General features: G+C 58.7%; 21 protein-coding genes. 8 read left to right on the top strand and 13 right to left on the bottom strand.

Features of this window, described 5'->3' with window-relative positions:
• Position 1 precedes the first annotated feature (1 nt).
• From AC13RE_RS25885 to AC13RE_RS25875, 3 genes are read left to right on the top strand one after another with little or no spacing between them, the layout of a single operon-like run.
• Entirely contained in the window at positions 2 to 1,525 is a 1,524-nt protein-coding gene (locus tag AC13RE_RS25885) for an ABC transporter ATP-binding protein (RefSeq protein WP_488565055.1), read from the top strand.
• Entirely contained in the window at positions 1,522 to 2,622 is a 1,101-nt protein-coding gene (locus AC13RE_RS25880; protein ID WP_488482120.1) for an ABC transporter permease, read from the top strand. Before AC13RE_RS25885 ends, AC13RE_RS25880 begins: the two co-directional genes overlap by 4 nt.
• Positions 2,619 to 3,530 carry an ABC transporter permease gene (locus tag AC13RE_RS25875; protein WP_488565054.1) on the top strand — a complete coding sequence of 304 codons (912 nt, stop codon included), beginning with the start codon at positions 2,619 to 2,621 and terminating at the stop codon, positions 3,528 to 3,530. The genes AC13RE_RS25880 and AC13RE_RS25875 overlap by 4 nt, the downstream gene beginning before the upstream one ends.
• 110 nt (positions 3,531 to 3,640) lie before the next feature.
• On the opposite strand, the gene AC13RE_RS25870 is transcribed toward AC13RE_RS25875, so the two are convergent.
• From AC13RE_RS25870 to AC13RE_RS25855, 4 genes are read right to left on the bottom strand one after another with little or no spacing between them, the layout of a single operon-like run.
• On the bottom strand, positions 3,641 to 4,414 hold the full coding sequence (locus tag AC13RE_RS25870; protein ID WP_112400135.1) for an ABC transporter permease: 774 nt from the start codon (positions 4,412 to 4,414) through the stop codon (positions 3,641 to 3,643).
• A complete protein-coding gene (locus AC13RE_RS25865) occupies positions 4,398 to 5,231 on the bottom strand; it encodes an ABC transporter ATP-binding protein (RefSeq protein ID WP_112338120.1) in 834 nt (277 codons plus the stop codon). The genes AC13RE_RS25870 and AC13RE_RS25865 overlap by 17 nt, the downstream gene beginning before the upstream one ends.
• Positions 5,232 to 5,242: 11 nt before the next feature.
• The gene (locus tag AC13RE_RS25860) at positions 5,243 to 6,244 is read right to left on the bottom strand and encodes an ABC transporter substrate-binding protein (RefSeq protein ID WP_132720409.1); all 1,002 of its coding nucleotides are present in this window, start codon (positions 6,242 to 6,244) and stop codon (positions 5,243 to 5,245) included.
• 47 nt (positions 6,245 to 6,291) lie between these two features.
• Positions 6,292 to 7,374 carry a 4-oxalomesaconate tautomerase gene (locus AC13RE_RS25855; RefSeq protein ID WP_488565053.1) on the bottom strand — a complete coding sequence of 361 codons (1,083 nt, stop codon included), beginning with the start codon at positions 7,372 to 7,374 and terminating at the stop codon, positions 6,292 to 6,294.
• 110 nt (positions 7,375 to 7,484) lie between these two features.
• On the opposite strand from AC13RE_RS25855, the gene AC13RE_RS25850 reads away from it, so the two are divergent.
• Positions 7,485 to 8,378, top strand: a complete 894-nt coding sequence (locus AC13RE_RS25850; RefSeq protein ID WP_488482116.1) for a LysR family transcriptional regulator — start codon at positions 7,485 to 7,487, stop codon at positions 8,376 to 8,378.
• A gap of 125 nt (positions 8,379 to 8,503) precedes the next feature.
• Here AC13RE_RS25850 and AC13RE_RS25845 read toward each other — a convergent pair whose 3' ends face one another.
• The 3 genes from AC13RE_RS25845 to AC13RE_RS25835 all read right to left on the bottom strand — a co-directional run bounded on the left by AC13RE_RS25845 (position 8,504) and on the right by AC13RE_RS25835 (position 10,452).
• Positions 8,504 to 9,148 (bottom strand): glutathione S-transferase family protein, encoded by a 645-nt coding sequence (locus AC13RE_RS25845; protein ID WP_488565052.1) that lies wholly within the window; start codon positions 9,146 to 9,148, stop codon positions 8,504 to 8,506.
• A gap of 174 nt (positions 9,149 to 9,322) precedes the next feature.
• Entirely contained in the window at positions 9,323 to 9,901 is a 579-nt protein-coding gene (locus AC13RE_RS25840) for a flavodoxin family protein (protein ID WP_488565051.1), read from the bottom strand.
• 188 nt (positions 9,902 to 10,089) lie between these two features.
• Positions 10,090 to 10,452: a DoxX family protein gene (locus tag AC13RE_RS25835; RefSeq protein ID WP_488565050.1), complete on the bottom strand. Its 363-nt coding sequence runs from the start codon at positions 10,450 to 10,452 to the stop codon at positions 10,090 to 10,092.
• Between the two features lie 141 nt (positions 10,453 to 10,593).
• Between AC13RE_RS25835 and AC13RE_RS25830 the strand changes: the two genes are divergently transcribed.
• A complete protein-coding gene (locus tag AC13RE_RS25830; protein WP_488565049.1) occupies positions 10,594 to 11,172 on the top strand; it encodes a TetR/AcrR family transcriptional regulator in 579 nt (192 codons plus the stop codon).
• Between the two features lie 272 nt (positions 11,173 to 11,444).
• Here the strand turns inward: AC13RE_RS25830 and AC13RE_RS25825 are convergent, their stop codons facing one another.
• Together AC13RE_RS25825 and AC13RE_RS25820 are read right to left on the bottom strand one after the other, a co-directional pair.
• On the bottom strand, positions 11,445 to 11,804 hold the full coding sequence (locus tag AC13RE_RS25825; protein WP_488565048.1) for a hypothetical protein: 360 nt from the start codon (positions 11,802 to 11,804) through the stop codon (positions 11,445 to 11,447).
• A gap of 244 nt (positions 11,805 to 12,048) precedes the next feature.
• Positions 12,049 to 13,479 (bottom strand): MFS transporter, encoded by a 1,431-nt coding sequence (locus AC13RE_RS25820; protein WP_488565047.1) that lies wholly within the window; start codon positions 13,477 to 13,479, stop codon positions 12,049 to 12,051.
• A gap of 101 nt (positions 13,480 to 13,580) precedes the next feature.
• Here AC13RE_RS25820 and AC13RE_RS25815 point away from each other — a divergent pair, with 101 nt between their 5' ends.
• Complete coding sequence (locus tag AC13RE_RS25815) at positions 13,581 to 14,195, top strand: TetR/AcrR family transcriptional regulator (RefSeq protein WP_488565046.1); 615 nt, start codon at positions 13,581 to 13,583, stop codon at positions 14,193 to 14,195.
• A gap of 351 nt (positions 14,196 to 14,546) precedes the next feature.
• On the opposite strand, the gene AC13RE_RS25810 is transcribed toward AC13RE_RS25815, so the two are convergent.
• Entirely contained in the window at positions 14,547 to 15,644 is a 1,098-nt protein-coding gene (locus AC13RE_RS25810) for a MerR family transcriptional regulator (RefSeq protein WP_488565045.1), read from the bottom strand.
• Positions 15,645 to 15,785: 141 nt separating this feature from the next.
• A complete protein-coding gene (locus tag AC13RE_RS25805) occupies positions 15,786 to 16,766 on the bottom strand; it encodes an AraC family transcriptional regulator (RefSeq protein ID WP_488565070.1) in 981 nt (326 codons plus the stop codon).
• A 98-nt stretch (positions 16,767 to 16,864) separates the two neighbouring features.
• Here AC13RE_RS25805 and AC13RE_RS25800 point away from each other — a divergent pair, with 98 nt between their 5' ends.
• Positions 16,865 to 18,088, top strand: a complete 1,224-nt coding sequence (locus tag AC13RE_RS25800; protein WP_488565044.1) for an MFS transporter — start codon at positions 16,865 to 16,867, stop codon at positions 18,086 to 18,088.
• 235 nt (positions 18,089 to 18,323) lie between these two features.
• Here the strand turns inward: AC13RE_RS25800 and AC13RE_RS25795 are convergent, their stop codons facing one another.
• The gene (locus AC13RE_RS25795; protein WP_488482107.1) at positions 18,324 to 19,214 is read right to left on the bottom strand and encodes a LysR family transcriptional regulator; all 891 of its coding nucleotides are present in this window, start codon (positions 19,212 to 19,214) and stop codon (positions 18,324 to 18,326) included.
• A 106-nt stretch (positions 19,215 to 19,320) separates the two neighbouring features.
• On the opposite strand from AC13RE_RS25795, the gene AC13RE_RS25790 reads away from it, so the two are divergent.
• A complete protein-coding gene (locus AC13RE_RS25790) occupies positions 19,321 to 20,190 on the top strand; it encodes an SDR family oxidoreductase (protein WP_488565043.1) in 870 nt (289 codons plus the stop codon).
• 223 nt (positions 20,191 to 20,413) lie between these two features.
• On the opposite strand, the gene AC13RE_RS25785 is transcribed toward AC13RE_RS25790, so the two are convergent.
• The gene (locus tag AC13RE_RS25785) at positions 20,414 to 20,839 is read right to left on the bottom strand and encodes a DUF4168 domain-containing protein (RefSeq protein WP_132720400.1); all 426 of its coding nucleotides are present in this window, start codon (positions 20,837 to 20,839) and stop codon (positions 20,414 to 20,416) included.
• Positions 20,840 to 21,152: the final 313 nt, after the last annotated feature.

The following is a 21,152-nucleotide window of genomic DNA, read 5'->3' as shown; positions in this document are numbered from 1 at the left end:
CATGACCATTCCGCTGCTGTCGCTGCGCGGCATCTCTAAAAGCTACGGCCAGGTCCATGCTAACAAGCATATCGACCTGGACGTGGCCAAGGGCTCGATCCATGCCATCCTCGGAGAAAACGGCGCCGGCAAATCGACCCTGATGAAGCTGATCTACGGTGTCGAACAACCGGACGAAGGGACTATCGCCTGGCATGGGCAGCCTCTCAGCCTTGCCTCCCCAGCGGAGGCGAGGCGTACCGGCATCGGGATGGTCTTTCAGCACTTCTCATTGTTCGAGAACCTGACGGTCGTCGAGAACATTCGCTTGATCGTGGCCGGCCGCAGAGCCGAACTTGCGCAGCGCATCCGCAAATTGGGGGATGAATTCGGTCTCGAAGTCGATCCGCTCGCCCATGTGCACGAACTGTCAGTTGGCGAGCGGCAGCGGGTGGAAATCATCCGATGCCTGATGACCGATCCGAAGCTGCTGATCCTCGACGAGCCGACATCGGTGCTGCCGCCGCAGGCTGTCGGGAAGCTGTTCGAGACGCTGCGCCGCCTGCGCGACGGCGGCGTCTCGATCCTCTTCATCTCGCACAAGCTGGAGGAGATCCAGTCCCTGTGTGACCGCGCCACCATCCTGCGTGCCGGCCATGTGACCGGGCATGTGGATCCGCGCGAGCATGACGCCCATGATCTCGCCCGCATGATGATCGGCCGCGACATGCCGGAAGCAATCCCTGCATTGCCCATGGCTGAAGGCGAAAAGCGCCTGGAACTCATTGGCCTCGATTACCAACCCGACGATCCTTTTGGCATGCCGCTATCCACCATCAGCCTGAGTGTGCGCAGCGGCGAGATTCTGGGCATTGCCGGCATTTCCGGCAATGGACAAAAGGAACTGGCCGCGCTGATTTCGGGGGAAACGACCCTGCCGCGGGACAAGCGCGACCAGATCTTCATGATGGGACACGACGTGGGTAGTCTCGATGCGGCGAGCCGCCGGAAGCTCGGCTTTGCCTTTGTCCCGGAAGACCGGCTGGGTCATGGCGCCGTCCCCGAAATGTCGCTGACCCTCAATGGTCTGCTAACGGCGCATCCGTTAGGGTTCGTGAAACATGGCCTCCTCGACAGCGGCACGGCGACTGACTTCGCAAACGAATGCATCCGGGATTATGACGTGCGCACGCCCAGCCCGGATGCGGAAGCGGGCTCGCTTTCCGGCGGAAACCTGCAGAAGTTCATTGTCGGGCGCGAAATCATGCTGGCGCCGAAACTGCTGTTCCTGGCTCAACCAACCTGGGGCGTCGACGTGGGCGCGGCCTCCGCTATTCGCAAGCGGCTGATCGAGCTGCGCAATCAGGGCATGGCCATTCTCGTCATATCGGAAGAACTCGAGGAGCTGTTCGAACTCAGTGATTTTATCCAGGTCCTTTATCACGGCAGGTTAAGCCCGCCGCTCGTCACGCGCGACACCCACCCGGAAGAGATCGGTCGATACATGATCGGCGTACAGCCCCAACGCGAGAAAGCGCCCGCATGAGCAGTTCCTTCTCCGCCGCCCTGCCCACCCTGGTCCGACGGGAACGAGCCTCGCTGACTGCGAAATTGCTCGCACCGCCGATTGCCCTCGTCGTGACCATCGCCCTCAATCTTGGCCTCTACATTGCGATGGGTCGCGACCCGGCAGCGGTGATCTACGCCATGCTGATCGAGCCGTTCGTCTCGTGGGCATCATTCTCGGAGGTACTGCTGAAGACCGGTCCGCTGCTTCTGATCGCACAGGGTCTGGCGATCGGCTTTCGAACGAAGGTCTTCAACATCGGTGCCGAGGGCCAGTTCATTCTCGGGGCAATCTTCGCGTCCTCCATACCCATCTGGATGCCGCAGGCAACGGGCCAATGGATGTGGCCGGCGATGCTGCTGCTCGGCACGCTCGGCGGCGCTCTATGGGCGTCTCTCACCGCCTTCTGGCGTGTCAGGCTCAATGCCAACGAGATCCTCGTCTCGCTGATGCTGAGCTTCGTCGCCGCGCAATTGCTCAATTATCTGCTTCTCGGGCCATGGAAAGATCCGAACGGCTTCAACTTCCCGCAGTCGGTCATGTTCCAATACGATGCCATGGTGCCTATCCTCTTTGAGGGAACACGCGTCAATGTTTCATTCGTGTTTGCCCTTGCTCTGTCGATTGCCGCATGGATCTTCATGCAGAAGAGCTTCGCCGGCTATAAATTGCAGGTCGGCGGACTGGCGCCCCGGGCGGCAAGCTATGCCGGCTTCAAGGAGAGCTGGGCAATCTGGCTCTCGCTGATCATTGGCGGAGCAGCGGCCGGTCTTGCCGGTGCTGCCGAGGTCGCAGGCCCGCTTGGCCAGCTACAGCGTTCGATCTCGACCGGATATGGCTACGCCGCAATCATCGTCGCTTACCTTGGCGGTCTCAATCCGATCGGCATCGTCATTTCCTCGATCGTCATGGCAGCTCTCTATATCGGCGGCGACAATGCCATGGTTTCCGCCAATTTGCCCATTGCTGCGGTCCGCGTATTCCAGGGCAGCCTGCTTCTCATCTATCTGATCGCCATGGCCTTCGTGCGCTATCGTATCGTATGGCGCCCCACATCCGTACGGAGCACATCATGAGTGCTGTCGAGTTCATTCTTGCGGGCATGCTGGCAGCTGCAACACCGTTTCTGCTGGCAGCCCTGGGCGAGCTTGTCGCAGAGCGTGCCGGTGTCCTCAACCTCGGTGTCGAAGGGCTGATGGCGCTTGGTGCCGCCATCGCCTTCATTGTCGTTTATCACGGCGGCGGCCATTTTCTCGCCTTCCTCGCCGCGGGCCTAGGAAGCGCTCTCCTTTCGATGATCTTTGCCGGGATCATCCTGGGTTTCAACGCGAACCAGGTTGCGGCCGGCCTTGCTCTTGGGATTTTCGGCCAAGGCCTCTCGGCGCTGTTCGGCAAGAGTTATGAGAGCCTGACCGTCACGACGCTGCCGAAGATCGCGATCCCCGGGCTGTCGGACATTCCGGGTATCGGCGGTCTCTTCAATCAAGATATCGTCGTCTGGATCTCGCTTGTCGTGACGATCGCCATATGGGCGCTGTTTGCCTACGGCAAGGTTGGCCTGGTGCTGCGCGCGGTCGGTGAAAACCCGAAGGCCGCGCATGCGATCGGCTATCCCATTATTGCAATCCGTTTCGCCGCGGTTGCCTTCGGCGGCATAATGGCAGGCTTCGCCGGCGCTTACGCTTCCACGATCTATACACCGCTCTGGGCGGACGGCATGATCGCCGGGCGCGGCTGGATTGCTATTGCTCTCGTCGTATTTGGAACCTGGCTGACGGGGAGGATCTTCCTGGGCGCCTGCCTGTTTGGTGCGGTATCGCTTATGGGACTTGCCGCCCAGGCGACCGGATTTGCGGTCCCCTCACAACTCTTGTCATGCCTACCTTATCTCGTGACGATTATCGTCCTCGGCATCATCTCGGCAGACCGTGGCCTGCTCAAGCTCAACGGTGTCGCCTCCCTTGGCGAGCCATTTGAGCGTTAAAGCAATTCCAGAAAAAATGCGCACCGGCTTTCCGGCCGGATGCGCATAGAACCAAAGAGCGTTCACGCAATTCGAAGAAATGCGTGAACGCTCCGACTATCTTTGCACAATCAGGTGGTACGTTCCGCCGCCCGTGGACGCCACTTGATCAGACGAGCCTCGACGAAATCCAGGACGAGATCGATCAGCAGGACGAACACTGCCAGGATGAAGATCCCGGCAAAGACGCCGACGGCATCGAAGTTCCCTTCAGCCTGCGCGATGAGGTAACCCAGACCGGCCGATGCACCCAGATATTCACCGATGATGGCGCCAACAACCGCAAAACCAACGGATGTCCGAAGCGATGAAAGGATCCAGCTCGCCGCAGCCGGGAAATAGACATGGCGCAGCAGTTCGGATTTCTTCGCCCCAAGAATGCGGGCATTGGACAGCACCACGGGGTTGACTTCACGCACACCCTGCATCGCGTTGAAAAAGGTTACAAAGAACACGAGCGTGACGGCGAGAGCCACCTTGGACCAAAGGCCCAGGCCGAGCCACAAGACAAAGATCGGGGCAAGAACCACACGCGGAATGGCGTTCAGGCCTTTGATGAACGGATCGAGGATTCGCGCTGCGGAGCGGGATAGTCCGAGCCATACGCCTGCAGCAACGCCAAGAGCCGTGCCGATGATGTAGCCGAGCACCGTTTCCGTGAGGGTAATGGTCACATGCTTGAAGAAGCCGGGATCGGTGACCCATGTGAATACCTGTTTCAGAATATCGACAGGCGAGGGAAAGAAGAAGACATCGATCACGCCCAGGTTCACGCCGATCTCCCAACCGCCGACAATGACCAGCAGCAATGCCAGTTGGGTAAGTCTCTCAGTCATGGCGTTCATAGCTTTTCTCCACTTCACCGCGCAGGGAAGCCCAGATATTGCGATAGAGTTCGGTAAAGCGGGGATCGAGCTTGATCTCCGCGACATCGCGAGGCCGCTCCAGATCGACAGGGAAACTGTCGATGACGCGCGACCGGGGACCCGAGGCCAGAACCACAACACGATCGCCCAGAGCAATCGCTTCCTCAAGATCATGCGTAATCAGAACCACAGCCCGCTGCTCTTCCTGCCATAGCCGAAGCAGTTCATTCTGCATCAGATGCCGGGTATGAATGTCGAGCGCGGAGAAAGGTTCGTCCATGAGGATAACCTTCGGCCCCGTTATCAGCGCCTGCGCCATTTGCACACGCTTACGCTGGCCGCCCGAAAGCTGATGCGGATAGCGATCCTCGAAGCCTTTAAGCCCGACCTTCGCCAGCCATTTGAGGGCTCGCTCCCGGCGCTCGCCCGCGCCGACGCCTTGGAACATCGGCCCCAGTTCCACATTTTCGATCGCGGTTTTCCATGGAAGCAGAGCATCCTGCTGAAACAGATAGCCGATATTATTCTGGATGCCGGAGACCACGCTGCCATCGATGGAGACCGAGCCCTTTGCCGGCTTCAAAAGACCTGCAATCGCATTCAGGATCGTACTTTTGCCACAGCCCGTCGGCCCGACGATAGCGACGAATTCGCCATCGGCCACCGCCAGATTCACATCCTGGACCGCGACGAAGGAGCCAAAGGCCATGGTGACATTTTCGATTGCCACCATCGCTTTGGGCGACGCCGCCGCATGCGGTGTCTGTGCTGCCGGCTTTAAGGCTGTCACGGACATCTTAACCTCCCTTAGTTCGATGCCGTCGCCGGCACCTTCGCTACAAATTCGTTGGTATAGGTCTTGGAAAGGTCGATCTTGGCAGCCTTGACCTTGTCGTTGAACGACGTCAGGACATCGAGAGGCGTCTTGATATCTTTTTCGTCCAGCAGCCCATCCGTGGAAAAGATCTGCCGCGCGTTTTCAACTGCCTTGATATACGTCTCCTTGTCGCCCGAAATGAATTCCGGCGGAAGCTTTTCGACGATCTCTGCGGCGCTGTGCGTCTTCATCCATTGAAGCGCCTTTACCGTTGCGTTTGTAACCTTCTGAATGGTCTCCGGATTCTTGGAGATGTAGTCCTGCGTGGCGTAGAGCACCGATGTCGGATAGATGCCACCATAGATTTCCTTAGCACCATCGTCGTTGCGAGCATCGATCAGGATCTTTCCGACACCCTTCTCGACCACAAACGTTGCCGCAGGATCGTAATTTACGAGGAGATCGATCTTGCCCTGCTGAAGCGCTGCCACTGCCGCGGCGCCCGATCCGACGCCGATGATCGAAACGTCGTTCGCCGAGAGCTTATGCCGCTGAAGATAGTAGCGAATGAAGAAGTCCGAGGACGAGCCCGGAGCGGTGATTCCGATCTTGGCGCCCTTAATGGTCTCCGGATCTTTCGGATCGAATTTCGCGTCTTTGCCGCCGGCCAGCACCAGCCCGGAATTGCGCCCAAGCTCCACGAAGGCGACAACATGCTTGTTCTGCGACTGCATCTGAATCGTATGGTCGTAAAAGCCGACAGCAACATCCGTCGAGCCGGCAACCAGCGCCTGCAGGGTTTTCGATCCGCCCGACGCGAAGTTTTCGACGGTGACCTCCAGGCCCTCTTTCTCATAAAGACCCAAGCCCTGCGCGACCGGGAAAGGCAGGTTGTTGAGGTTGTAGGAACCAACGCTGATGCGGACAGGTTCCGCGAAAGCCGTTCCGGACAGCGCTACCGCCGCAGCGAGTGCGAGAATAAGCTTTTTCATTCGATCTCCTCCATCTTGGCGCCCTCCCGGCACCATGGGTTGCTTGATTATGCTGCACAAACCAGCGGTTTGGCGGGCTTTGCAAAGACATGGCCTTCGAACAGCCTGCGTGCCGTGCGAAGAATTCCGGCGACGAGCTTTCCATCTCGCAACTGCAGCTTCACGTCCAGATGGCCGCTCGGATGTTCAATGGAAAGCACGACGGGCGGTGTTTGAACGCCAATAAGGCGGGATGCCACAGTGTTTTCGCTCACACAGGCCGTTGCAATCCCGACAGCGCCTGTTGTCGCCAGTGACGGATGGCATTCATTCGGCATGAAGTAGCGAACGTTCAATGCGCCGCCGTGTCTGGCCTGAGAGATGAGAACCGGTTTCGGGGTGACTTGGCTGCGAACGTCACCCATCCCCATTTTCTCGCCCGCGAGAATGCGAAGATCTTCCAGCCGCTCGATCAGCGAATGATTGCCGTTCAGTTCAGCAGCGCTCTCGTATCCGGTCACGCCAAGCGAGGCCGCCTCAATCAGGAGCATCGGCATCGCGCAATCGATACAGGTCACATCGATGCCGGCGATCGTCTCTATCGATTTGCCGCTTGGGAAGAGCTGGCCCGTTCGGGCACCTGCCGCATCCTTGAACGTGAGCGCGATCGGAGCAGCCTGACCGGGCACACCGTCAATCCGAGCGTCGCCGAGATAGGCTACCGCACCATTCGGTGTCGGAACCTCGGCTTCGATCATCTTGCCGGTATTGACGTTGAAGATTTTGACGAGGGTGGTCTCTCCGGCGACCGGCACAAGCCCCGCCTCTATCGCGAACGGCCCAACGGCCGCCAGCATGTTCCCGCAATTGGGTGAGGTATCGACGATCTGCCTGTCGACGCGAACCTGCGCGAACAGATAATCCACGTCGGCACCAGGCACCGTTCCCGGGCCGCAAATGGCAACTTTGCTGGTGACCGGATTTCCCCCTCCGATACCATCGATCTGAAGCGGATGCCCGGAGCCCATCACGGACAAAAGTACTTGATCCCGCTCCGCCGGGTCCTGCGGCAGATCCGACGCCAGAAAGAACGGGCCCTTCGAGGTGCCGCCCCGCATCAGCACGCACGGTATGGAGAGCAAATCATTCATGCGTTTTTCTCGCCATATAATGTGATTATCGTATCAATCCGCCTTGTTATTGCTATTATGGAATTAATGATTGATATGTGAAATGCTAAAATCGAGGGCATTGATACGGAATGAACATCAATTGCGAAATCCTTGACCTTAGAGCCTTCCTTGCCGTGGTCGAACTGCAGGGCTTTCATCGCGCGGCCGATCAGCTGAACATGTCGCAACCGGCGCTGAGCCGGCGCATCCAAAAGCTGGAGCAGGCAATCGGCGCGCCGCTGCTGGAACGGACGACGCGCCATGTCGCAGCCACAGCTCTTGGAACCGAACTCGTGCCTCTGGTGCAGCGTATGCTCGAAGAATTCGACGGTTCGCTGTTTTCGATGCGGGAACTGGGAACCAAGCGCGGAGGGCTGGTAACAATCGCATGCCTGCCGACGGCAGCCTTTTATTTCCTGCCTTCCGTCATTCGCCAGTTCAACCAGGAATATCCGAATATTCGGCTTCGAATTCTCGATCTGACCGCGACTGACGCATTGCAGGCGGTGGCACGCGGCGAGGTCGAATTCGGGATCAATATCATGGGAAGCTCTGACAGCGATCTTGTCTTCGAGAGGCTGGCCGAGGATCCATTTGTCCTGGCAGCCAAGCGCGACCATCCGCTAGCGGAAAAGAAAGAGGTCCGATGGCAGGATCTTGAACCCTACCCGCTGATCACAGTTCATCGCTCCAGCGCGAACAGGACGTTGCTTGACGCTGCTCTGGCCAGATCGAACATCAAGCTCAACTGGTTTTACGAAGTGACCCATCTTTCCACATCGCTCGGTCTGGTGGAGGCAGGGCTCGGGATTTCCGTGCTGCCGAAAATGGCGACCCCGCAGGGGGAGCACCCGTTCCTGGTCACACGCCCGATCCGAAATCCCGAAATCTCGCGCACCATCGGCGTTGTCCGCCGTCGGGGCGGAACGCTGTCGCCCGCTGCCGAACATTTCATGCGCATGCTGATCGGGGCGTGGACATAAAACTGATCGGCAGGCGCAGCCGACGACACGCTCCGGCAGGCAACGTCAGCTCAAAATCGTTCGGAGCGCTCAATTAACTGAACGGGGATCCGCAAGATGGCAGACCGCCTTTCGGCAAACCGCGATCAACCGCCCGATGTGGAGGTGAAAACCGCCAGCTGGGCGTCGAAAGCCCGCTGGAAGGCAGGCCGCGCTTCACCGCGCCTGACATAGGCGTGGAGATTCGGATATTCGTTCAGAATGCCCGATGCGTGCAGCCTGCGCAGCACCGATACCATCATCAGGTCGCCGGCACTGAATGCGCCCTCGAGCCAGTCGGCATCGCCAAGGCGAGCGGACAGGTCACCCAGTCGATCGCGGATGGCTTCTTCAACGAGCGGACGGCGCTGCTCGTACCAGGGCTCGTGGACGCCGCGGTTGATGATTGGCGGCTCCACCGTATTGAGCGCAGCGAACATCCAGGCGACGGCGCGGGCACGGCCGTTTGGGTCAACTGGCAGCAGGCCCAGGTAATGCTCTGCGATATGAAACACGATCGCCCCCGACTCGAAGAGAACGAGATCGCCTCGCTCATAGGTCGGGATTTGCCCGAAGGGCTGACGCGCGCGATGTGCGGGCTCCTTCATCGCTTTGAACGACACAAGGCGAACCTCGTAAAGCTCTCCCACTTCTTCGAGCGCCCAGCGAACCGGCATGTCCCGCGCCAGTCCCCGGCCACGGTCTGGCGATCGTTCAAAGACGGTAATGATGGTCGATATTTTGCTGGTCATCGTCCTCTCCGTTTATGGCGTACTATCCCAGGGACGATTGAAACCGGATCCGTCCGACACCGGGTCGACGAAATTTTCCTTCAGGGACGGGAGAAGAGGGTGTCGGTATGCAAGAAACGGCCGCCTGCCCACGGGAGCCAGCAGCCGTTTACGCCTTGAGAACCGGCGCCGATATCAGGCCGCCTGAGCCGATGCGAGCCGCAGCGCAACCCGTGCGACGCGCTCGCCGTAGGCGCGGGCGGTTGCGAGATCGCCGACCGACATTTCGCTCGGGGCTGCATCGGCGTCGGACTGAGCCATGGGCGCAATGTACGATCCCATCCTGTTGGCATCGTCGCGTTTCGACGCCTTCACGTTGGCCGGCTTCATACCCAGGCTGACCCAAAGACCGCCATGCTGTCCCGCCAGAAGAACGAAATATTCGAGGGTGTTGAGCTTGTCACCGTTCAGGCTGGCGCTGTTGGTAAAGCCTCCGAAGACCTTGTCTTGCCATTTGTTGGCAAACCAGGCCTTCGAGGACGTGTCGGCAAACTTCTTAAACTGCCAGCTCGGACCACCCATGTAGGTCGGCGATCCGAAGATGATGGCGTCGGCGGCATCCAATGCGGCCCAGGCCTCATCTGAAAGGTTGCCGTCGGCGTCAATGGCGTAAAGCGTACCGCCCGCCCCTTCTGCGATGGCTTCCGCCATTCGCTGAGTGTGACCGTAGCCGGAATGATAGACGATGGCTGTATTGCTTTTGCGATGTGACACGATGATCTGGCCTCCTTGGGGCCGTGGCTTTGCGCAGTCCGGAGGCGATTTCGCTCCGTACGGCGCCTTCTTTCAGAAGAGGTTGATGGCGCGAGTTCGAATGATGCCCGACACCTGGCGATGGATAGTTTTAGCCAGCCAGTTACGCGGAGGTTCTCAGGGTGATGAACTTATGTGCGGCGAGATGCTCAAGCATGACCGCTGAGACCGGCCAGCATCAGCAACAGCAGGAACAGCATTGGCGGCGGTAGCTCGCGATAGTTCCGGATACGGACAATGGCCGTGATCGCTGCGAGCATGATGCAGGTGCCCAAAGCGACCCCGATATATCGGCTGCCGGCTGTAACCAGCAGCACTGCGGTTAGGAATTCGAGCGCGCCTGTGACCCAGCACCACCAGAATGGAAATCCAAGCTGCACGAAGCCCGCGCGGACTTTTGAATGGCCGCTCATGTTCACTATGGCCCCGACGAGAAACGCGGCTGCGGACAGCCAAACCAGAACGGTGTTGAGCACTGTTGTGCCCATGAAAATTTGAACTGGAAGATCCATCACTATTCTCTTCTCCAGCGAGCCATGTCGCGGTGAGTTCTTATAGCGATGTCATATAATCTAGCATTGCTAGTTTTTCAACCGACGTTCTTTTTGATAACGTTAGCGTCGAGAAATCGTGCATGAAGACGAGGAGACGACGTGGGTATCAGCGAACGCAAGGCCCGGGAAAGGGAGGAACGAGGCCGGAGGATCGTTGTCGCTGCGAGGACGATCGCCGAACGCGACGGCTGGACCTCGGTCACGATCCGGCGTCTCGCCGACGAGATCGAATACAGCCAGCCCGTTCTCTATTCGCATTTCCAAAATCGCGATGAAATCGTCGGGGCGGTCGCGCTCGAAGGATTTGGCGAGTTGGCCGGAATACTTCGCGCCGCGATCCGGCCGTCGTCCACGCCCGAAGAGGCAATAGAAAGCGTCGCGACCGCCTATCTCGATTTCGCCTTTGCCCGACCGGCAATGTACGAGGCGATGTTTATCCTTCCCACCGGTCTGCGCTTCGCCAGATCCGATACGCCACCGCAGCTCCGTGCGGGCTTCGGAGCCATGGCGACGGTGATCGCGCCCTTCGCCCAGGATGTAGATACCGCCACGGAAACTTTCTGGGCAGCGCTCCACGGATTGGTGGAGCTTGAGCGCCACGGCAGAATAAGGCCCGCTTTCCGGTCTCAGCGCATCACCCTCATCATGCGGATGGTGTCGGGTCAGCTCCAGCGATAAATGTTGCGAGTAAAGGGATGTCGCGGCAGGGAAGTGGGAAACGAAGGGCCCCGATCTTCAAAATTTGTTCACTGCTGACGGGAGCTCGGTTTACTGAAACTCCCGGAGCTCACCTTCAGCATATCGATATGCAAATCGGAGATGACCCGAACCCGATACCGAGCAACATTACTAGGAGCCTAGATTTCCGGTGGCCCAGGATGGAAACTCGGCCTTGATTTGCGGGCATCAGATGTCCGATCGCCCTAAGCAGTCGCTGGGGATTTCATTATTCAGACCAAATGCTCCAGAAATGTCCGCTCGTAGCTTTTAAACGGCGGGTTTGTCCGATATCGCGAATTCGCTTCGATACCATCGGGATCTCTTCCGACCTCCTCCCGATATCGCAGATAACTCGCGTCGTCAGGAAATGTGAAACGCGCAACGGCGACCACAGACGTGTCCTCATGGCCAACTCCCGGGAAACTCATGGTCGCGCCAATAGGAGCCTGTCGGGAAATGAAATATCCGTCGTGCTTTCCGCCGTGACGCTCGATGAGCTCCTTCCAAGTCTGCGCGTAGATCTTGAATTCGTCCAGGCCGTCCCGATCGATGTGATAACGAACTTCACAAACCAAATATGCCTCAGCCATTGGAGCTCCCTCACCTCGACAGTCAAATAAGCATGCTTCCGCTCACGAACGATGATTTCACATATATTGCTACGATCATGGTTGCCAAATGGGACCTTCTGGCAGGTGAAAATTCGACGATGGTTGGCAGAGGCCAGCCTGATACGGTTATGACCAAAAAAAGCCGCCGGCGAACCGAAGAACCGCCAAGCGACAAGATGCAAGAGCTTCTCCGCGATATACAATCGATGCTTGCTGGACGTTACTACGACTGCCGAGGTCGGAACAACGCTGCTACGGCAATAACCGTGGCGATGACGCCGCCCGCCGCGCAAAGCCAAAAGGCGAGACGAACACCGCTCGCGAGATCGCCGGCGGACACCTTGCCCCCTGCAAAACCGGCATAAGCATTGGCAAGACCAACGAGGACAGCAAGGCCAACGGCGTTGCCGATGTTCATCGTGGTCGACGCCATTCCCGATGCAACACCCTGTTCGCGATCCGGCACTCCGGAACCGGCAATGATCCACATTGCCGTCCATACGACGCCCTGACCGATCCCCGAGACGAGCAGACCCGGAACGATGGCTGCATAGCTGCTTTCGGGCCACGCCCCGGCCACCATGATAACGGTACCCGCCGCCCCTACCAGCATTCCCGCGATCAATGTCGATCGTGCCGAAAAGCGCGACGCATACCGCTCGCCGATTTGAGTACCGGCGGCAATGGCAAGCGAGGGAACGAGGAAAGCAAGACCCGTCTCCGAGGCCGTGAAGTGATGGATATCCTGAAACAGCACCGTCAGAAAATAGGGCAAGGCTCCAAACGTACCCATGTAGAGAAAGGTGATGGCCATGCTCGTCACAAGCATGCGGTTGCCGAACAGCCTGAGAGGCATCAATGGATCGCGGCTTTGCGATTCGATGATCATGAACGCCAGCAGCAGAAGCGCCGATAGACCGAAGGCCCAGAGAATAGGTGCGGCATTCCAGCCGAACACCGGCCCCTGGACGAGTGCGAACACCAGCAGAGTGGCGCCTCCCGTAACCGTCAGCGCTCCCGACAAGTCGAAGGAGCGGCCATGAGACACACGAGGATCTCGCGGGATGACGAAAAGGGCTGCGACGATCGCAATCAAGGCAAGGAAGACATTGACGAAAAACACCGATGGCCAGCCAAAAGCGCTCGTTAGAAAACCGCCAGCGAGCGATCCGATCGTAAGACCGCTGGCACCCGCCCCGCCCCAGACCGCCAGAGCCCGGTTGCGCGCCGCCCCTTCTGCAAATAGGCGATTGACGAGGGAGAGAGTGGCGGGAAAGAGAAAAGCACCGCCGATGCCTTGGACGGCTCGCGCTGCGATGATGACTGCGGGCTCCCAGGCCAATCCCCCCACCAGTGAGGATATCGCATAGAGCCCGAGCGCCGTGATGAACAATCGGCGTTGGCCGATGAGGTCCGCCGCACGCCCACCGAAGAGCAGAAAACCGCCGCAGAAGACTGTGTAGGCGCTGACGACCCATTGCAGCGTCTGACCGGAAAAGTTGAGACTCTCGCCGATTTTGGGCAAGGCGACGAAGACGATGTTGATATCGAGCGAGATGATTAACTGTGCAAATGCGAGGAGCGCCAGCGCAGCCGCCCGGTTGAAATTCGCCGCACCTGCCCCGACTGATGGTCTTTCTGCAAGGTGGTCCATTGACCCTCTCCGTCAATTCTTTGTCGATCAACAAATAATGTTAGACTTGCATAGTCGAGTCAAGGCTATTATTTGTTGAATGACAAAGATTGAGGTTAAGCATGGCAGGACGGCCACGGGAATTTGATCGTGATGAGGCGTTGGCCAAAGCCCGTGACCTCTTCTGGGAGCGAGGCTACGAAGGCGTCTCGATGGCCGACCTCGTCGACGCCATGGGCATAGCGTCCGCGCGCATCTATGCCGCTTTCGAATCGAAAGAGGCGCTGTTCCAGGAAGCGGTCATGCTGTACGCCTCCGGCGAGGGCGGATTTGCCACCCGTGCCCTGGCTGAGGAATCGACTATTCTCGATGCCTTCGAGCGGCTTCTGCAGGATGCGATCCTGCTCTATACGCGTCCAAATCACCCGCACGGCTGCATGATCGTGATGGCGGCCACCAACTATACGATCAATAACCAGGCGGTCCGCACGCGGCTCGGCCGATACCGGCGGGACCGCGCTGCCTCCCTACACGAGCGTCTGAAAATGGCATCGGAGGCCGGCGAGTTGAAACCTGATGCCGACCCCCGCGCGCTGGCGGAATTCTACGCCGCTTTTCTTCACGGCCTATCGGTGCAGGCGGCCGACGGCGTGCCAAGAGACATGCTTCTGTCTACATTGTCTCCCGCGCTATTGCCATTGAAGAGCGCGTTATTGGCCAAGGCTGACGATCTCTGAACCGATCGTCGCCGGCATTGCACATTCTCGATGGTGAGCGCGTAAGCGGAGCAACTTCGATGACGAGGGCGGCTGTGGCGGTCTTCTTGAAGATCTGCGCACAAGCATTCGCTCGGCGCGTTGATTATTCGCGTGGGGATTCCACAGTCGGAGCAAATTAGATCCAGTCCCGACACTGTAAAGAGACGGCTCCCCTTTCGAGCACGCCCATATGCTTTCGCCGAAGGCGTTGCGCGGTTTGGCGAGCTGCCGGAACGTGCAGAGCGATCTGAAGTTCACCTCGCGAAGCTTGCACCCGAAAATGCAGCCCTCCTGAAGAACCCGCCGCCGCGCCGCCGTTTCAACCGCTACTCACAGCAGCGGTCGAAGGTATTCGCCATTGAACTTTCCATCAGACGTCAAGGCAAATCCCCACTCCATATTCCCATGCTCGAACCGGACATCGCAAATATCCCAGCCGCCTGGCCCCACCCCTTTGAGTGATACGCCTTGCAATGGTCCCAATCGTTCCAGATCTGCTTGAATCACGGCGCTCTGTTCACGAGTGGCCGCAGCAAGTGCCGGAGTCATTCTTTCGTAGTCGGGTTCACCCCTTTGATGCTCCGCAATCGACTTGAGGAGCAACACCTCACTATTCACCAGCGGCATCTTGTTCTTAATCCGCTCGGCTAGCTTGTCCTCAATGCTCTGAACCAGTTCCTCCGTCACACGGGAGGCGGTGTGGTCATAGCCATGTTGATGCAGGACGACGCCGGAGATGGCGCCACTGAGATCGCGAGCAAACGTGATCTGCGCGGGTACAATCTTGTAGAAGAATTGATCGATGCCCTCCGGAAAAATTTCAACTTCAGACTGGCCAGTCACTTGAGTAAAAAGTCGACCGTCTCTGTGCGTGAAGACATAACCTAGATTGTCCAGGAGGTAGTATCCCGCATATTCGGCATACAGATTCGGATCAATTTTAATCTCGGTTCGCGGTCTCGCCTGTTCGTACCGCCGCCATGCTGTTTCGTCCGTGGAAGATTCGGTCATATTGGTGTCCTTTGCGAGTTTTAAGAGCTCATCGACCGAGAGGTGCCTACCCCCGGCAATCTTTACTCTTAGGGTATCAATGATGTTGAGACTGCGTTCGGTTCGGTTCCGCAGCTCCTGCAGTGCCGAATGCTGCATGGCCAGCAAGCCATCGAGGTCGGTGACATGATCGGCCAAAAGCTTTGCGACGTTCGTCAGGCTAAGTCCTGCTCGTTTGAGAGCCAGAATCTCATTTAAACGGGCGATCTCATCTGCACCGTACAGCCGCCAATTCTTTCTCGTTCTTCTCGGATGTATGAGGCCACGCTGCTCATAAAGTCGGAGCGCACGGACCGTTAAGCCAATGCGATTGGCACATTGGGCAGCGGTCAGCCATACCTCTTCATTCCTCTCGGCGCACACAGCGGTCTCCTTCATGATCGAGACCTCTTCTACGCTATGACGTAAGGTACGGCTCAAGAGGCAATTTTGCTTTTTCCTTGCTCATCGAAGAACAATGAAAACCTCGGGCCAAAATTCGGTCACGCCACCTATTTTGCTGCACGCACGGTGAGAGCTTCAATCCACAGGGTGCGAATTCGTTTCAGCTACGCTGCTATTGCGGAACTGGCTCGGTGGAGCACCGATAATACGCTTGAAGGCACGGCTGAACGATGCTTCGGCGTCGTAGCCCAATCTCTGTGCGACCACGGACACGCGCATTCCATTGCGCAGCCATTGAAGAGCTTGATGCATGCGCACCCTCGCCACGTAGCGCGCCGGCGTTTCACCCACGACCTTCAGGAAGCGCTCGGCGAAACCCGACCGTGAGATGCCCATCAGGTTCGCCAGTGCCGCCAAGCTCCAGTCACGGTCCGGCTCGAGGTGAATTGCAGCCAGCACCCGGCCGATTTCAGGATTGCGCACCGCGGCAATCCAGCCGGTGGTATCGCCGCAGCCATGTTCGACCCACGTCCTGATCAATGTTGCGGTCAAGACATCGGCAAGTCTTGCCAGTATGCCTCCCGCGCCAACCCGATCCATCTGCACTTCACGCGTCATGGCGTCGAGCAAATGCGGAATCGCCGGCTCGTTCTTGGCCAGATCGCTGGTGAGCATGGTGTCGGGCATCAATCGCAGCAGCGGATGAAGGTTGTCAATATTGAAGCGCATCGCTGCAGTCAAAGCCACCGTTCCCCCACAGGCATCGGAGCACTGGAGATCGAAGACATCTCGGCAGACTTCCTTGCGGTCAAATTGCTCGAAAGGCACAGGAGGAAGGCCTGGCTCGCTTGCAATCATATGCGCATTGCCACGCGGCAGAAGCGCAGCATCGCCGGCTCCCAACGGAAGCCAATCGCCTGACGGCGCCTGAAGCCAGGCGGAGCCGGATGAAATGAAATGCAATCTCGCCGACGACTGCGGCGCAAAATAGGTCGCCCACGGCTCCGAGAGTCGACAGCGACTATATTCAACGCCATCAAGCCGCAAGCCCCTCAGCATCTCGCTCAGGGCATCATGAGTCTCGCCGGCATTATCTTTGGACGAATAGTCAAGCATCTCGGATTTCCTAGCATGGAAAGTACAGACTGTCACGACTACCTTTTCGCTCAATGGCATCAATGCGCGCCAAGACATCTTAATATAGGACCGCCCCCATGGCAGAGAGCAATTTCAAGCCCATTTCATCTCCTCACAATCAACCGACGGCGGAGACATCCAGCAGACCCAGATGGGATGCCGTCGTCGCCCTGGCGCTCGGCGTCTTCGGTCTCGTTACGGCGGAATTTCTGCCGGCCAGCCTGCTCACCCCGATCTCTTCCGATCTTGGTCTCTCCGCTGGGGAGACCGGCCAAACGGTGACTGTAACGGCTGTCGTCGCTGCATTTGCAGGCCCCGGTATCGTCATAGCCACGCGAAATTTCGATAGGCGCCGCGTGCTGTTTGGCCTGACTGCTCTTTTGATCCTTTCCTGCGCCCTGGCGGCAACCGCCAACAATTTGATTTCACTCCTCGTATCACGAGTTCTGCTGGGTGTCGGGCTCGGCGGTTTCTGGGCGATGGCCGGCGCGCTTGCAATGCGGCTGGTCCCGATCGAACATCTTCCACGGGCGATGGCGATGATCTTTACCGGCGTCTCCCTCGCCACCGTCACGGCAGCCCCGCTCGGCTCCTATGTGGGGTCGACTCTTGGATGGAGAGCTTCCTTCGTCCTGGCCGGAGCCGTCGGCGTGCTTGCATTGATTGCCCAGGCTGTCACCGTGCCATCGCTACCACCGGCAGGTCACGCGGGTTTGTCAACGCTCGGCGCCGTTCTGACGCGGCCTAAGATCCGGGTGGGTCTGATCACGACACTTCTCATCGTTGCAGGCCATTTTGCCGGCTTCACTTATATTCGCCCGTATCTGGAAGGTATCGCCCACCTCAAGGTCGAGATGGTGTCGCTGGTGCTCCTCGCCTACGGCGTCAGTGGTTTCTTCGGCAATATTGTCGGTGGCATGATCGCGGAGCGCAGCGCTGCTGTTGGCACCGTCTTCTCATCGAGCCTGATCGCCGTTGCCGCCGCTATCTTCGTAACCGTGGGCGCATCCGAGCTCGCGGCGATTGTCGGAGTTGCCATTTGGGGTTTCGCCTTCGGCGCCTTCCCCGTCTCCATCCAGAGCTACATCACGCGGGCTGCTCCCGACGAAGCTGAAAGCGCAGGAGCATTGCTTCTGACCGCTTTCCAGGTTGCTATTTCGAGCGGAGCGGTCCTGGGCGGCGTATTGATCGATCTGCAGGGGCCGCTGGGCGTCATGTCGTTCCTTGGGGCGGCATGCCTTGCGGGAACCATCGTGATGGCAGCACGCGGCGGCAAACAGACCGCGCTCGCTCAAAGCTGACGGGCGAGATCACAGCGTCTGCTCCGATTATCGAGGGTAGCTTTCGAACTGCAGATATGGCAGCGATCGGAAGCGCCCTCGATTGCCACGGCTCGGAGCAATGAAAGCATTCATTCGCGCTGCAGCGATCCCAGCTAGCTTCAATCTGGATCAACGTCCTTTCGCCCGGCGGTATCGGCGCTCAGCCAGACAAACACCAGGCCATGCTCCCGCTTTATGGTTCGGCAATAGGCCGTCATTCCATATAGGCCGCAAGCTCCTCAGGCGTTCCCCGAGGAAAAGCTTCCTTAAGATAGTCCAGAAATGCAGACACGCGGGCGCTGAGCAGCCGCCGCGTCGGGTATAGCGCCCAAAGGGCAGTCTGAAATCCTTCCACCTCACCCCAACTCACCAGCCTGCCAATGGCCAGATCCGGAATGGCGAGCGATAGGGGTAGACGCGCCGCACCCGCGCCAGCGCGGACGGCATCGCGAACCATGATGAAGGAGGAGACACTCAGGACTGGCCTTGCCACAAGGCTGAATTTTTCCGCTGAACTCGTCACCTCCCACGATTCGGCCTGGTTCATCGCTCCACGACTGACGGCGGGAACGGCATTGCGGCCCGCTGGACGCGGCAGGTCGGGACTTGCCACGACAACAAGCCGATCATGCAGGAAGACGCGGCCGACAAGACTTTCATCCGGCTCCGGATTCACGCGAATGACCACATCATAGGCTTCCTCGATCATGTCGACGGCCCGGTCTTCCGTCGTGATCTCAAGCTGAACTTCGGGATATTTCCGGACGAATCCTGCTGCAAGCTTTCCCAACGCCGTCTGCGAGAACAGCAAGGGCGCGCTGATCCTCAACCGGCCCCGGGGGCTATGTCCACCTGAAGCGATCGCCTTCGCCGTTTCGTCGAGCTCGGTCAGCAGCGCGCCTGTTCGCTCGAAGAGTGCACGCCCCTCCTCCGTCAGCTTCAGCATCCGTGCACCGCGCTCGAACAGGCGCAGGTCGAGACTTGCCTCCAGCTCGGCCACGCGCCGTGACAAGGTTGCCTTCGGACGACCGGCTGCGCGAGCGGCCCTTCCGAACCCGCCGTGGCGGGCGACCAGATTGAAATCGGCGAGAGCGAGCAGGTCCATATGTTTCGCCAGTGAGACAGCGGGTCCAAATAGAGCGTCTATCGGGATCAATGTGGATCATTAAATTGATGACTGTCAACTGAACACCCCAACCGGAGTCACCACAATGACCATTCTCGTTACAGGCGCCACCGGCCGTGTCGGCCACCATGTCGTCGATCAACTCGTCAAGCGCGGCGCAAAGGTCCGCGTGCTGACCCGCGATCCTTCAAAGGCCAATGTCCCGGCCGGCGTCGACGTTGCCCAAGGCGACCTGCTCGACATTGATGCCCTGCGCAGCGCCTTCCATGGCGTCAGCACGCTCTTCCTGCTGAATGCCGTTACCGGCGATGAATTCGCCCAGGCGATCATCACGCTCAACATCGCCCGCGAGGCAGGCGTCGAACGCGTCGTCTATCTCTCTGTGTTCGAAGCCGATCGCGCGGTGAACGTGCCGCATTTCGCCGTCAAGTTCGGCGCCGAGCGCATGCTCGTGCAGATAGGCTTCAGTGCCACCATCCTGCGCGCGACCTACTTCATCGACAATGAACTGATGATCAAGGACGTCATCCTCAATCACGGCGTCTATCCGATGCCGATCGGCAGCAGGGGTATTGCCATGGTGGATGCCCGCGATATCGCCGAGGTTGCCGCCATCGAGCTGATCCGCCGCGACGAGGCTCCCGGCAAGCTGCCGATCGAGACGATCAACCTCGTCGGCCCCGACACGCTGACCGGCCCGGATGTAGCCAAGATCTGGTCGGACCTGCTCGGCCGCCCGGTTGTCTACGGCGGCGATGATCCGAGCGGCTTCGAGCAGAACGTGGCGAGCTTCATGCCAAAGTGGACCGCCTATGAGATGCGCCTGATGGCGGAACGATATGTCAGCGACGGCATGATCCCCGAGATCGGCGATGTCGAGCGGCTGACCGCGATTTTGGGTCGTCCACTGCACAACTATCGCGACTTCGCAGCGGCGATTGCGAACGCAGCATAGCCCTAGCTGCTCATCTCAACTTCGCCTAGAAATCCGTCGTGATTTATTCAGCTACCGCTATGCTGGTGAAGCTCTCGGCAAAATCGTGCTGAAAGCAACGGCCCGGTAAGCCGCAATGACCGCTTTCAAACAATGGCATAAAATACGGCCGCCGCCGCGCCAAGATTGAAGCTCTTGGCGCGGCGGCGGCATGAGATCAACCTACCTGGAGATCGTGCGCCGCCTATTGCTGTGCAGGCTCGGCTTTCTGGATCTTGTCCTGGACTTTCTTCACAAGCGCCGGATCACTCTTTGCGGCCGTCAGAATTGCGTTATATTCGTTCACCGACATGCCCGGCGAGGTCTGGACGGCTTGCACCATCTGCTTGCTTGCCTCGGTCTGGAGCTGTTGCTTCGCAGTTGGATCCTGCGTTGCGCCGATCTTGGCCGAATATTCCTGCCTGATCTTGTCCACCTGGAGATAGGCGACGGCAAAGGCCTCTATTTTCTGGTCGCTGACGGGTGCAGCAGCAGCATTGCTGTCGGGCTGCTGCGCTTGCGCAGGTGGCTGCCCTTGTGTTGCTTGCTGCGCAAAGGCCTGGTTGCCGAGAACCATCAAGCTCAAGACTGCGGCGGTCAGCGATACAGCGGGGATATGACGAACAATCATCTCAATTCCTCTTCAGTCGTGCGGGGGGAACACCTCTTTGACGGCGTAAAGCTAGGGGTGACATATCGTTTTGATATCACCGCCGGTTAGGTTTCAGGAACGATCCGGCGGCAATGTGGCGCTCAAACGGTTTCTATTAGGTCATAGCGCGGCGACGTGTTGGCGATAGAACGGCAGCTTTATGGCAGCAGTTCCGCTTCGGCGCGGGTTTCTTGCCAAGGTGACAAGCATCGTTACGGGATGTGAAAGCCTGCGAAGTTCACGATGGCGACTGATCCTTGGCCGTAGTTGCCATAGTTATGGTGTGACCATC

This window comes from Martinezella sp. CNPSo 3959 (assembly GCF_057784355.1).
The sequence above is the reverse complement of the archived record's forward strand: the minus strand, read 5'-3'. Positions and strand labels throughout refer to the sequence as shown.